The 15306-nt window shown below is 56.8% G+C and carries 4 protein-coding genes; all 4 read left to right on the forward strand.

Annotation, left to right across the window (positions count from 1 at the left end; all coding sequences use genetic code 11):
* Positions 1–11 precede the first annotated feature (11 nt).
* The 4 genes from C8K58_RS22175 to C8K58_RS22190 all read left to right on the forward strand — a co-directional run bounded on the left by C8K58_RS22175 (position 12) and on the right by C8K58_RS22190 (position 15183).
* Positions 12–6569 (forward strand): hypothetical protein, encoded by a 6558-nt coding sequence (locus C8K58_RS22175; protein WP_133822141.1) that lies wholly within the window; start codon positions 12–14, stop codon positions 6567–6569.
* Positions 6570–6776: 207 nt separating this feature from the next.
* On the forward strand, positions 6777–12530 hold the full coding sequence (locus C8K58_RS22180; protein WP_108574324.1) for a hypothetical protein: 5754 nt from the start codon (positions 6777–6779) through the stop codon (positions 12528–12530).
* 575 nt (positions 12531–13105) lie between these two features.
* Entirely contained in the window at positions 13106–13585 is a 480-nt protein-coding gene (locus tag C8K58_RS22185) for a hypothetical protein (RefSeq protein WP_027606400.1), read from the forward strand.
* Positions 13586–13872: 287 nt separating this feature from the next.
* Positions 13873–15183 carry a sugar ABC transporter substrate-binding protein gene (locus C8K58_RS22190; protein WP_108574325.1) on the forward strand — a complete coding sequence of 437 codons (1311 nt, stop codon included), beginning with the start codon at positions 13873–13875 and terminating at the stop codon, positions 15181–15183.
* Positions 15184–15306: the final 123 nt, after the last annotated feature.

The raw sequence follows: 15306 nt of genomic DNA on the forward strand, positions 1-15306 counted from the left end.
AGGGTAGTTCCATGATCAATGTTCGGCCGTCGCACACGCCAGGTTTCTTCATTCCAAAGGAACTGAATCTGCCCACAAAACCTGCCGGGTCAGTGACACCCCAAGTCATCGAGCTGTTTCTTAAACGCTTGAACGGCGCTCAACCCATGCGGGCGAGCGCCCAAGCGAGTGATATACCGTTGCCAGACCGCACGCGCATCGAGCAGTTGCTCAGGTTTGCGGTCACCAAAGAACAGTCCAGCCTGGACGAACAAATCAGCCAGTTGATCAAGAACACACGTGAACCGCTGACGGATGTAGCGCTGCACAACGAGGTGGGACAGCGACTCAACCAGTCCAGCGCAATCAATCCGCAAAAAACCTATGCCCAGCTTATTCAGGAAATACTGGATGGCGCCTCGCCCAGTGCACCAAACACTTACCCTGCCCCGCCGCGCCTGAGCCGAAAGCGCCGTGATATTTCATCAACCTCCGCCCCACGCATTGCACCCGTTCGCCAGTTCGCCGAAGCCTTGGTTGAAAACGGTGACCGACAATTGGCCATAGGCGTCGCCAATAGCTTGATGCGCCAACGGCTTGCCGTCGAGAAAGGTCACTCCGGCGATGCCGAGGACAAGGTGACCATCCCGGCCGACTCCACCTTCGGCCACGCCTGGACGGAACTGGCTGACGCGCTGCACTCGGAACCGTTCAAATCGTTTGCCGAGGCCAGGAAGCTCGATCTCTCCCAACTGACCATGACTCCCGAAGGCCGCCTGATCGAAACAGGCAAGGAGCCGCCTGCCGACTTCTCCCTGGGTAACGACGCCCGCTGGGCAGCCGCGTCAGGGGCGGTATTGGCCGCAGTCAAAAGGATCGCCGGGGACACCTCGCTGGCCGTTGATTTCCATGGGCGCAATCAAGCGTCGGCCTTCAACGTCGCCGCTTTCTACGGCTTGCAACTGGGCCAAATCGAAAGCGACCACACCTTGCTTGCCATCGGACAACTGCTGAGCGAGGGCAACTTCCACGCGTTCAACACTACCGATCCGAACTACGCCACGGTTTACGCGCCGGTCAAACAGCGACAGCGAGAAGCCGGCCAACGGATCATGGATTTGCCGCCGGATCAATTGAAACTGCGCCTCGAGCAGTTCACACCCTCAAGCGTGGAGCAAAAGGTCCAGGAAGCCGATCGAGCCCTGGCACAACAGTGCAGCCAGGCCATGCTGAAACTCACACCTCAATTGCGAATCGAAGGCGACGATTTCCCGCCGGTGCTCAAAGAGGTTCCGAAGTATTCGACGTTCAACCAGGTGCGCAAAAACCTCCTGGATGCATTGACCGGCAGTGCCTTTACCACCTTTGCCCAAGAAAACAACGTTGAGGCCCGCAGCGTTCGTATCCACCCCGTCACCGGTGAGCTGACAGGCAAGGTGAATGGCAAGGACACCCTCTTTAAGCCGAACGATCTTTCGGGCTGGGGTGGCGTCTGGGCAGAAATAGCCGATGCAATCCGGCAGATGGCGGCTGGAGCGGAACGCCCCGTTCGATACCCCTCCCCACCCTCCGCATCACTGTATGAGGTCATGTGGTTTTACAAGGAAGAGATACCTCGTCAACAAAACGGCCTACCCGCCCTGGTCTCGCTTCTCGACCGAAGTATCGAGATGACCGGTAACAACGGTTTCAAGGCATTCACAGCCCCCCACGCGGACAGCACCTGGTATACGGCTGTACGTGAGCGCCAATACGCCATCACCCAACAGCTTGCCGACACGCCCACTACCGGCTCTGAACTTGAAACCCTGGCGGCCGCTGTGGAGTCGGGTCTCAGCGCGACGGTGGAGAGCGCACCCTCCCCGCAAGACGCCCTGGCCAGCGCCGAAAGCGCACTGGCCACCGCCACGTATCGCGCAATGCACGGGCTGAAAAACAATCCCGCCCAAGCCTCGACGAGGATGATCGGACCGATCCCGGCTGACAGCCTGCTCGGCCAATGGTGCAGCTACCTGGACAAAGCCATCAAGGCGCGTGGTTTCACCGAGTGGGCCGAGAAACACAAGGTTGATTTGACCTCCCTGCGCTTTGACCCCGATGGCGAGGCGCTGATCGGCAAAATCGACGGCGTTGACCGGCGCTTTGCCGTCGCCGACTTTGCGAAAAACCACCCCGAGCATTTCGACGTGCTGGCGCCGGTGCTCAGCGCCGCCCGGGTATTTGCGACGCCTGGAAGGCCGATCACACTGTCTCAAGCCAGCAGCAACACCGTGCCGCTGGACTGGGTAGGCCGCTTTTATGGCATCACTACGCAGCCCGGCAGCCAGGCATTCGACACCAGCATGACGCAGCTGGACAGTATGAAGATGTTCCCAAGGAGCCCCGACCACCCGGAACAAATGGTGAATTGGCTGAACCAGCAAAAAACCGCATTGGGTGACAGCAACGATCGGTATGCACTGATCAATCAGCTCAAGCAGGGCTACCTCTCTAACGACGACGCCACGCGCTTCATTCTCGACCCGGATTCGTCCCATCGGCCTAAAGGCGAGACGACCGTGCAGAAATTCCTGGCGGATCAGGGCTGGTTTGGAGCCACGTCGGCAGCGCAGGTCGATAACCTGTTACTGGCACTGCAGACACCTACGCCGCAAGCTCCTACATTGGGCAACAACTGGGGTTTTCTGGCCACGGACCTTCCGCTGAGCACGGCCCAACGCGAAGCCGTGAGTAGGTTCGTGAAACAATCCATCGTCCCCCATCCCAACCTCTTCAGCTACCTGAGTGCCCAACCCCTTCAGCTCAGCAGCAGCCCTGCACAAGCGCTGGACCAACTGCTGTCCAGCGACAGCGCCCTGGAACTGGCCACGAATCTGCAAACCGAGATGAAGGGTGCAGTCACTTCGACCAGTCTCAAGCAGTGGCTACTGACCGCGTGGGTACTGGAGCTTGATCCAGCGGCCGGCACGCAGCGCAATCATGTGGCGGGTTATGACTTCATGCAGGCGCAAAACTGGGGCAGGCCTGCGCATGAAATACGCCAAGGCCTTGCACTCCACCTTGATCATCCCGGCGCCGGCAACGTGCCAACCCCGCAGGCAATGATTGCGGCGCATTTGCTGATGTCGGGCGCCGCACCGCAGTTTCTGGTCAAGGATCTGCCCCCGTCCCTTGTTCAGGGCACACCCCAATGGGCGATGTTTCATACGGCTGTAAACCGGATCGAACAAATAGCGCCCGGCGCCACGCGGCATATGAATTTCAAGCAAGTGATGGACTACCACAAGGTCAAGCCTCTCTCCGCCCATGAACAGCTGCAATTGCTCAGGGCGCAAATGAACCCTCTGATTGATTGGGGGATCATCAATGGCGTTATCGGCAGGAATGCCAATGACGAGTACACGCCAGAGCTGCTGCAAGCGTGTATCAAGGCACTGGGTGAACAAACCACTGCTGTGGCAGAGGCCAAACGCTATATCAAGGATAACCCTGTGCCCACCCGACGCGCCCTGGCACTTGAGTACCTCGAGCAGAAATTTGGCAACGGAATCCCCTATGAACAACGCAGCCTCTGGAGAGAGAGCGATCAGTTGTACGGCACCCTGGCGAGCGTGGTCGAAGCCTATGAAGCCGAACAATTGGGGGATACCTACAAGCCAACAAACCTGATCGATAGTTTGACAAGTGGCTCGACCACTCCTGCCTGGGAAGCCAGGGATGCGCGTATCCCTATCCAGGCAATGCATGATCAGGCGAACCAATTGCCCGACGTCAATACACAGTACGACGCAGCGATCGAAAGCGATTTCGTCCCTCGTCGCGCGCACTCGATCGTGATTATCAAGGACCTGCTGTCCAGGCTCCCGGCCGAGGTCCGCAACCATCTGGCCAACGGCAGGATTGAGTACTACAGCGTTCGGGAATCAGACACCAGTGCGTGGCAACACCTCAGCGCCAAAACCGGTAAAAAAGGCAGCCACGGCCTACTGCTTCGTGCGACCGGACACAACGGCAACATCACTGACGTAGCCGTCTTCCCCGATGCCGGCACGGTAAAAACAATATCGAATCTGCCGAACCCCATGCCCCTGGGCGGTACGAACAAGAATTTCGGCAAGATTTATGACGGCGCCGATGAAGGCCCCCATGAATTGCCATTGGACTTCGCCGCCTTCAATTCGGCGGCGGCGCCACGAGACGGAAGGACCTCCAAGGTCATTGTCGACCGCATCACACCGAGCACGCTGGTGAATGGGGAGCTGGTAAATGACGGTCGGGCCACATTCCGCGACACCCGCTCAAACGCGGCGCCCGCGTTCTTTAATGAGCAACTCGGGAAAATCGCCACTATCTGCGTCGATTCGCACTTCCTGCGCAAAGACGAGTACAAGGCGATCAACCACGGTTATAACGCCCTGGAAACCAAAGGCCCCACGTTTCTTCAACGGCTCAGTTCCCTGGCGCGCATGGTCCCTGGCGTCAGCAGCGTCGAAGACCTTTACCAAGGCAACTACGCCGAGGCCGGCCGGGACCTCTTATTTGATGCGCTGAGCATTGTCGTCCCTGGTGCATTAGGAAAGGTTTGGTCAGTCGCTGCGGGGGCCTTCGAACGTGCAGCCGTCAAGTTTGGAGAAACTGTCGTTGAATCTGCAGCCGAAAAAGGCGTCGCCTCAATGGCGGTCAAAGACGTGACGGCCGCCAGCACCATGAAGTCGTTTGGCTCAGTCAGTCGTATGCAGGGCAGCCCTCTTGTGGAACAAGCAGCCGGCGAATGGGGCGCGGCGGCCGACAGGGCCGATGGTGCACTTATTCAATCCGGCAGCGCGCAGCAGATCAGGCTCACCGCGGTGCGGCAAGATGGCGAATGGTACGCCTACGACGCCAAGACCATGACAGCTTACGGGCCAGCCCTGGAAGGGTTCGTCTCTGATACGTCTTCAGTCGTGAGACAAGAGACCTTTTCGGACGGTACTCAAGCACTGGTCACGGAAAAACCACTGGCCGCCGATGCCTATACCCTGCCCCGCACCCACGGCTTTGATCTGGTCAATGAGGGCAAGGTCTACCGTTACGACACCCGCACCCCTGGCGTGCTGAGCGATCTGGAATCAGCCGATCACTTTAAGCCCCTGGAGGGCTTTGAAGCGATCTGCCCAGCCCCTCCGGTTGCACAAGGCAGGGTCAGGCGCGGGGCCAGTGATACGTGCTTTTCCAAGGAAATAAAGATCGTTGCCGACACGTCGCGCCGGGAACTTCAAGCCCTTGAACACCAGCGCCTGTTCCCCTCGACGCCAGGTTTGTTGAGAAGGGACCAAGTTGTCATTTTCGAGCGCCGTCGATACAAAATGGTCGATGGCGATATGGGCCCCCAACTGGTCCCGATGCCTCAGAACAAACCCATCGTCTACAAATCGCAGATCAGCGGCAGCCTCAAACACGATCCCGACTTTGGCTTCTCCGGCGCACACGCCAGTGATTCGTTTGCAAAGGAAACCCGTGTGGTCACGCTCAACAAAATCAGCGATGACTGCAATGACAAACGTGAACTTCGAGGCGTGATTGTGGAGAGGGGAGCAAGTAAAACCAAATACCTGGTGATAGAGGCTGATACCGCAGAGTTTTATTACACCAAGCTGAATGACACCTCCACCGGCGAACTGACGTTCAATAAATGCACGCCCCACGACTTTTCTCTGGTCGAGGGTTACCGCAACGCATTCAGTACACGGCAAAGTGTCACTGAGATGCCGTTTGATGCCAACTTCATTGCGTTGCCCAAACTGGATTCAGCCTTTAAAGAGCTGGAGTGTTCCGGTTTCCTGAAAGAAGACATCGATAAACTAAAAGCGTCGTGTAAAGGCCTTACTCACGAACAACAGCGTGAAGTGATCTACCAGTTGCAGCGGACCAGGGCGATAGGCAAACCGGATATAGCGTTGCGGCCGAATCAAGTTACCAAGGTCGATCCACCCGACCATTTCGCCGATTGGACACAAGGACAAAAAAACGAGTTCTATGCAGTCCAGGCAAAAAACAGCGTGGATCGCGCCATGAAGGCAACCGGGCTGGGGCCCGGCAATATAGTCCGCTCAAAAGCGGATATGGCACGCGCAGATGCAGCCAGCATGGTCAATGGATGGTTACGCGAAACCGTACGGGCTCATGCCTTGAACCGCCCGAACCTGATCTTGAAAGCCGGCGCCGGCAACTGCGGAGAAATGGCCCTGCTGTCCAAGGACATCATTGAAAAAAGCGGTGGCAGCGCTTACGAATGGCACGCTTCGGATGCACATGCGCTCACCGTCGTCGAAGGCCCCTCCACGCTCCCCCAAGGCACAGTAGACTTCTCGGAACCTGCTTGGGCGGATGCCTGGATTGTCGATGCATGGGCAGATATCGTCTGCCCAGCCAGCCAGTACACACAGAAATTGAGCGAAGCCATGAAGCGCTTGAGCCGCGAAAACGTGAAGATTTTGGAGGGAGGCAAATCCATTGACCCGCTGGACCCAACATGGTTGGAGAAGCTTATCGTAAAACCGAAGACCCCTTATTCTCATGGGTATATCGGCGGGTTGGCCGCGCAGGGATAGGGAACCCTCGTACGCCTGGCGTTTGGCAGCGCAGCGTTTCACGCAACAAAACCTGCGCTGACCAATCCAGGCAAAGACTTACAATCACTCAACGTTCTCACAGCCCTGAACAGGAACGCCCATCAGTCCCTTGGCCACGTATTGAAGTACCTCTCTGTATCTGTCGAGAGGCCATTCTTATAAATACGTCGGTAAAAGGACAGTCCCATGATCAGCTTTAATCCGCCACACACTGTCAGCACCACGATTCCAAGCGAGCTGAATCGGCCCACGCCCCCCATAGGCTCAGTAACCTCTAAAGTCATCGAGTTTTTTCATAAACGCCTCAAGGATATTCAAACGTTCCCCGCGTCCGCTCAATCGAGTGATGGACTGGCGCCGGCCGGTAAACGTATCGAGCAATTGCTCAGGTTCGCCGTGACAAAGGAACAACCCAGCGTAGCCGAGCGCATCAGCCAGTTGGTTAAAAGCAGTCATGAGCCACTGACGGACACAGCGCTGCGCAATCAGGTGGAACAACACCTGAACCAGCCAAGCGCCCTCGACTCGCAAAAAACTTACGCTCAACTGATCCAGGAAATACTTGACGGCTCAACACCTGACACGCCCCGCACTCGCCCTGTGCCGTCGCGGTTACGCCGAGATCTGCATACACCTGAACCGGCCTCCCCAGCACGCACTGCGGCGCTGCGCCAATTCACCAATGCCCTGGTCGACAGTGGTGACCGGCAGTTGGCCATAGGTGTGGCCAATAGCTTGATGCGCCAACGGCTTGCCGTCGAGAAAGGTCACTCCAGCGATGCCGAGGACAAGGTGACCATCCCGGCCGACTCAACCTTCGGCCAAGCCTGGGCCGAACTGGCCGATGCGCTGCACTCGGAACCGTTCAAATCGTTTGCCGAAGCCAGGAAGATCGATGTTTCTGGATTGACGATCAACTCCAGGGGACAACTGACCGAAATGCGCGACAACGTCCCGGTCAACCTCTACCTGCATCGGGACGCGGACTGGAAAGCTGCGGCGGCCAAAGTGGTAGGCGCAGTCAGAAAAGTCCTCGCGGGGAAACAAGGCGCTGTCATTTTCCACGATAGGGAACACGCATCGGCTTACAACATAGCCTCGTTTTACGGCACGCAACTGGGCAGAATTCAAACCGACGACATCCTGCTCAGCATCAGACAATTGCAGCGCGAGGGCACCTTCAGCGCCTTCAGCAACACCGACCCGCACTTCGCGGCCGTTTACGCACCGGTCAAACAGCGACAGCGAGAAGCCAGCCAACGGATCATGGATTTGCCGCCGGATCAGTTGAAACTGCGACTTGAGCAGTTCACACCTTTGACTGCGGAGCAAAAGGTCCAGGAAGCCGATCAAACCCTGGCGCAGCAGTGCAGCCAGGCCCTGATGAGGTTCGTACCTCAAGCCCGAATCGAAGGCGACAAATTCCCGCCAGTGCTCACAAATATCCCGGAATATTCGACCTTCAACCAGGTGCGCAAAAACCTCCTGGGTGCGCTGACCGGCAGTGCCTTTACCACCTTTGTACAAGAGCACAACGTTGAGCCCCGCAGCGTGCGTATCCACCCCGTCACCGGTGACCTGACAGGCAAGGTGAATGGCAAGGACACCCTCTTTAAGCCGAACGATCTTTCGGGCTGGGGTGTCGTCTGGGAAGAAATAAAAGATGCAGTCCAGCAGATGGACGCTGGACAGGAGCGTCTTGTTCAATACCCGACTCCGCCCTCTGCATCGCTGTATGATGTCCTGCGCTTTTACAACGAAGAGATCCCGCGTCAACAAAACGGCCAACAAGCCGACTGGCGGCAACGCGAGCTGATCTCGCTTCTCGATCAAAGTATCGAGATGTCCCGTAACAACGGTTTCAAGGCACTCACTGCCCCCCGCGCGGACAGCACGTCGTCTACGGCTGTAGGTGAGCTTCAGTACGCAATCACTCAACAGCTTACCAAAACACCCATTACCGGCTCTGAACTTGAAACCCTGGCGGCCGCTGCGGAGTCGGGTCTCGGCGCGACGGTGGAGCGCGCACCGTCCCCGCAAGACGCCCTGGCCAGCGCCGAGAGCGCACTGGCCACCGCCACGTATCGCGCAATGCGCGGGCTGAAAAACAATCCCGCCCAAGCCTCGACGAGGATGGTCGGACCGATCCCGACTGACAGCTTGTTCGGTCAATGGCTCAGTTACCTGCACAAAGCCGTCAAGGCGCGTGGTTTTACCGACTGGGCGCAGAAATACAACGTTGATTTGACCTCTCTGCGCTTTGCCTCCGATGGCGAAGCACTGATCGGTAAAATCAACGGCGTTGACCGGCGCTTCAGCGCCGCCGACTTTGCGAAAAACTACCCCGAGCATTTCGACGTACTGGCCCCGGTACTCCACGCCGCCAAGGTATTTACGACGCCTATGATGCAGATCACGCTGTCTCAAGCCGGCAGCAACGCCGTGCCGCTGGGCTGGATAGGCCGTTTTTATGGCATCGATACGGCCCCCCGCAGCCCGGCATTCGAACGCAGCATGACGCATCTGGGCAGCACGAAGAAGTTCCCAAGGAAACCCGACCACCCGGAACGAATAGTGAATGGGCTGAACCAGCAAAAAACCGCATTGGGTAACAGCAACGATCGGTATGCGCTGATCAATCAGCTCAAGCAGGGCAACATCGATAACGACGACACCACGCGCTTCATTGTCGACCCGGATTCGTCCCATCAGCCTAAAGGCGTGACAACCGTGCAGAAATTTCTCGCGGATCGGGGTTGGTACGAGGCGAAATCGGCCGAACAGATCGGTAACCTGTTACAGGCTCTGCAGACTCCCCTGCCGCAAGCGCCGACACTGGGTAATAACTGGGGGTTTCTGGCCACGGCCCTCCCGCTGAACAAGGCCCAACGCGAGGCCGTGAGTACCTTCGTAAAACAATCCATCGGCACCCATCCCAACCTCCTGAGCTACCTGAATGCCCAAGTGCCCAAGCTCAGCAACAGCCCTGCCCAAGCGCTGGACCAACTGCTGTCCAGCGACAGCGCCCTGGAACTGGCAACGAATCTGCAAACCGAGATGAAGGGTGCAGTCACTTCGACCAGTCTCAAGCAGTGGCTACTGACCGCGTTGGTACTGGAGCTTGATCCCGAGGCCGACACCTCACGCAATAGCCTCGCAGGCTTTGATCTGATGCATACGGATATGTGGGGATTGGGCACGGACAAGATTCGTGAGCGGTTCAACAACCACTTGACCAAAAATGGAAAGATCCCGGCAAACCTTGCGCCCGTCGCCGCGCACCTGTTGATGACGGGGGGGGCGCCCCATCTGCTGATTAAAGATGTGCCACCGGCCTTGACACTGGGCTCGACCGAATGGGTCAGCTTTATGACCGCCGTCAATCGGATCGAACTGAATGCTCCTGGTGCCGCCTCGGGTATGACCTTCGGGCAAGTCATGGACCTTCATCGGATCAGCCCCATTTCCGAACGTGAATCCCAACTGCACTCTGTCGCCCAGATGAACCCGGTGTTGGATTGGGCCATCGTGAATGGCCATATCGTGAGAAATGACAAGGACGAATACACCCTTGAACAGCTCGCCAGCAGCCAGGAGAAGCTCAAAAAACAAAATGATGATATTTCCAGGGCCAGGCACTACTTGAGTAATTTCGACCCACCAAGCAGAAGGGAAATGGCCCTGTTAGAGCTGAGGGAAAAATGGGGTGCCGATATCCCCTATAAGCGTCCGTACCTCACTGAAATGGCTGGCCCGTTAGGAATGTTTTCCAATACTCGGGCAAGTATTGTCGAGGTCTATGAATCCGGCCGCCTGAATGAAGGCTGGCGCTGGGAGTCAGAGAGGGGGCCCGACTTCGATGCCCTTCGCGCACGCGCCACGCTGGTTGATATCAACAAGGAATTCAATCGGGAATTTGAAAAAGACTTCGCCCTACGCAGGACCCACACCATTTCCCTGTTCAAAAACATGTTCAGCCAGCTCCCGCTGGCGGACCGAGACATCGTCAACAATGGCTCCGCGACAATCCTGCAAGTGAAAGGCACCGGTAGTGGCATCCTGATGCAGTTCACCCATAAGGAGCAGTCCAGAACGTTCGCGATCTATCCAGCCTATGGAAAAATAGTGCCGGTCCCCAATATCGAACAGAGAGCACCTTACGGCCAAACCACCGAAGAAACCGTCGATACAGCCGCGTTTCAAACCAACGCCGAACCAAAACCGAACATCAAATCCGAGGTCCTCATAACACGCCTTGATCAAGGCAGCCTCGTCGACCCGGATCACTTTGCACACGGCAGGCGACCCTTATATGCGGAGAACGACAAAACTGACCTTTCCAGCTATGACGGAACGAGAATACAGCACCTCTCCGAGGTGCTGGTTGACAGCGTGTACTTGAACAAGGCGGCTGTACTCGCTACACAACGTGGGCTGAACAACGCTGTTGAAAACGGTTTGGAGCTCAGTGACTACTTCCAAAAAGGTTTGCGCTTCTTCCCGGGAGGCTCGAGCCTCGTGGACATCTACAACGGTGAATATGCGGAGGCGGTAAAAGACCTGGGCGTTGATATCGCGATCTACGTATTTACCGAGGGCGTCGGCAAACTCTGGAATGTGGCCAAATCCGGCGCGGCCTGGGCGGCGGCCAAGGCCTCGGCGAAATTCGTCGAAAGGTTTGGGATCGAGGAAACAGAAAGCATTGTGCTCCAAGACCTGACTGCCACCGGCACCGAGGAGGCGTTCAGCTCCGTGAGCAGAATGCAGGGCGGCCAATATACAAGGCCAACTGGAGAGGCGTTTGTGCCGACTGCGGACATGGCTGATGGCACGGTGAGAAGTGGCGATAACTCTGCACTTGTCAAGCTCACGGCCATGTTCCAGGACGGCGAGTGGTATGCCTATAACCCCAAGACAATGGCGGCTGATGGACCTGCGCTAAAAGGATTCGTGCCCGAAAGTAACCAACGCAACGTCAATGGCCTGTTTGACTTTTTTTCCAATGCCGAACCCGATCCGGATATGCCCGCCAGATTCGAGATGAACGTCGTGAACTCGCAGCTAAGAGATGAGGAAGCCTTTAAAACCGGCTACAACAGCTTGAAACCGGAAACTATACCGGGCTACAGCAGCGACATGGGCAAAGACCGAATCAAACAACTGATTGCAGACAGCCAGCTAAGCGCCGAACAAGTGGGAAGCCTGGTTCGGCAACGGGAAAAACTCATCATTGCCGATTCCCGCATCAGCATGGAGACGTTCAATCGAGAAGTAGAGGGTGCGGGCGGAACCAGTCGTGGAATGTCCCAAGCCTTTTATCTTGCCCTGACACAACCAGGCTCAGACGGTGAATGTGCTGCCCTGTCCAATACGATGGCGCTCGCGCTCTCGGAGGGCACCGAAAACACGGTGATCGATAACGTGAATATGGCCATGGCCAACCCGAAGTCCGCTGGCGGTTCCAAATTCATCTCAGAGTTGTCAGCGTTGCAAGCTAACGTAGACAGACAAAGCACCTTTCAAACCGGGACCTCAGGCGTCCTCACGCCCTACAAGGATATTGGCACAACACTGGGTAACGCCGAGACTTCGAAGACCTTGCTGATCGCCACGAAAGATCATGGCATGCTCGCGGGGGTTAGGATCGACCCCGCCGACGCCAGCAAAAAAAACTGGTTTTATTACGATCCCAACTATGGGTTGGCGACATTCAATTCAGAAACATCAATGAAAGCCGGGCTGGAAAAAACACTGAACAGTGGCGAAGTCGGCAAAGGACTCAACCATTTTGGCAACTTATTCACGGGACCAAAATATAACGTCGGTGCCTTTGATATCAATGCAATGGCACAGCGCAGATTTGATATTGCCCGGGTTAGAGATCTGACCCGACCAATCAGCCTTGACACAACGCAAGCCGTCACCCAACAAACTGTATAGCCGAATCAGGATGGAGACCCAATGGAAACGGTCAGGCCACTTGATGAAGAAATCCAGAGAGTCATCGATACCTGTCTAGGCCTGAAATAGGTTTGCACCTGTTTCATCCTAGACATTCACAAAAGTCATGAACCCATGGGAGCTCGACAATATGCAAATAATGATGGGAACCGGTCCTATAATTCCGACAGATAGTGCCTGGATAAATGGGTTTACCGCACTCCCCAAGCCCCGCCTATAGGATAGGCAACTGAGGCTCCGGGCAAAAACGACTGCGACTGAAGGCAGCGCTTTTGCCCGAACCTCCGTGAACAGACGCCCTCACCCGTGCAAAAGCAGCAGTCCACGTGTAGCCAAGGACTTGTCACATCTCATCTGAAGACCGTCATCATTGCCCTGCCCCTGGCGCAACAAATCGCGGACGCCAACAGCATTGCACGCCTGGGGCACTTTACCGTTAACCCCGTCGGTCGGAACTGGTAGTTCTCACAGTATCGCCATCGGACGCCCCCTCCTTAAATGAGCGTGCACATCATTCCTGAATGACCGCGTTCACTTAATTCGAGGATCGAGAAATGAGCCCAACAACACGTCAACCCCGTAAAAAAAAATCCATCATCCACCATCGTGTCGTATTTGCTGACGAGGGCGAGAAACATGGATGGACAGGCGGCGGCAATATCATTCTTGACGATGTAAGTGGCAGAACAGTCTGGCTTGTCCAGAAGGCAAGCAGGATTTTCAGCGAAATCCTTCCTCCTCGCAGTCAGCTGACCGTGCTTATTTATTGTCGTGTGCGCTTAACGGGCAGTTACTTGAAGGTAACGCATGCGGGGGGCTCATATACTTCCCCCAACATTATGAGCCACTCCGAAATGAGCACTTATTGGGTAAGAAACGCCACAACCAATGGGGAAGGAAAGTTCTGGATAGACTTCGAAACCAGCAACGGCCAAGCCCTGCGAATCCATCAGGTGGAAGTCATGGGACCCGCCACCCACAAGGATACCGATAAGCCGCCGGTGATGAAGCTGCTGAAAGACGCGGCCCCCTGAAGAAAGATGAACGCCATGCAAAGGGTGCCAACACCATCACTTCATGGCGTCGTTCAACACCTGCCTGAGCAGCGCACCTGCAGATTTCCTTGGGCCTGAATATCGCGAGGGTCAAAAAGCAGCCCTCACCCGAGTGCAAAAAAGTATCAGTCCAAGTGCTCCCAAGGATTTGTCACAACCCCATTTGAAGGCTGTAATCAACGCACACTCTTCCTGACTCCCCGTAGGAAGACACAACAACAATAACTGTCCTTCCGTAGCCCCTGGGCGCGGAAATGGAGTGCGCGATGAAGTTCACAGCAAAAGCTCTGCTTGCCTGTACCTGTATGACCCTCAGCGCCGTCAGCCTTGGCGCGCAAACCCTGACCATTGCCACCGTCAACAACAGCGACATGATCCGCATGCAGAAGCTCTCGAAAAGCTTCGAGGCAGAGCATCCGGAAATCAAGCTGAACTGGGTGGTGCTGGAAGAAAACGTGCTGCGCCAACGCCTGACCACCGACATCGCCACCCAGGGCGGGCAGTTCGATGTGTTGACCATCGGCATGTACGAAGCCGCACTTTGGGGCGCCAAGGGTTGGCTGGAGCCGATGAAGGACCTGCCGGCGTCCTACGACCTCGACGACGTATTCCCTTCCGTGCGTGACGGTTTGTCCGTCAAGGGTTCGCTGTACGCCCTGCCGTTCTATGCGGAAAGCTCGATCACCTATTACCGCACCGACCTGTTCAAGGACGCCGGGCTGAGCATGCCCGAACATCCGACCTGGAGCCAGATCGGCGAATTCGCGGCCAAACTCACCGACAAGAGCAAAGAGCAATACGGCCTGTGCTTGCGCGGCAAAGCCGGCTGGGGCGAGAACATGGCGCTGATCACCACCCTGGCCAACGGCTACGGTGCGCGCTGGTTCGATGAAAAGTGGCAGCCTGAATTCAACGGCCCCGAGTGGAAGGACGCGCTGAACTTCTACGTCGACAACATGAAGAAATCCGGCCCGCCGGGTGCTTCCAGCAACGGTTTCAACGAAAACCTGGCGCTGTTCAACAGCGGCAAGTGCGCGATCTGGGTCGATGCCAGCGTCGCCGGCTCGTTCGTCACCGACAAGACCCAAAGCAAAGTGGCCGACCATGTGGGCTTCACCTTTGCCCCCCACGAAAAAACCGACAAGGGCACGTCGTGGCTGTATTCCTGGAGCCTGGCGATCCCGACCAGCTCCAAGGCCAAGGACGCCGCCAAGGTATTCACCAGTTGGGCCACCTCCAAGGAATACGGTGCCTTGGTCGCCAAGACCGACGGCGTTGCCAACGTGCCGCCAGGTACGCGCAAGTCGACCTACAGCGACGAATACATGAAGGCTGCACCGTTCGCCAAGGTGACCCTGGAATCGCTGAAAGTCGCCGACCCGACCAAACCGACCCTCAAGCCGGTGCCGTATATCGGTATCCAGCTGGTGACCATTCCCGAGTTCCAGGCGATTGGGACCCAGGTCGGCAAGTTCTTCTCCGGCGCGCTGACCGGTCAGCAAACGGTCGATGCTGCACTGACCGCCGCGCAGACCACCACCGAGCGGGAAATGAAGCGGGCCGGTTACCCCAAGTAACCTGAGCGTCACCACCGTCAAATGTGGGAGGGGGCTTGCCCCCGATGGCAGTGGATCAGCCAACTGATTCATCGACTGACACTCCGCCATCGGGGGCAAGCCCCCTCCCACACTGACCGCACT

Origin of the sequence: Pseudomonas sp. GV047 (genome assembly GCF_003058245.1) — a bacterium.
Taxonomy (GTDB): domain Bacteria; phylum Pseudomonadota; class Gammaproteobacteria; order Pseudomonadales; family Pseudomonadaceae; genus Aquipseudomonas; species Aquipseudomonas marginalis.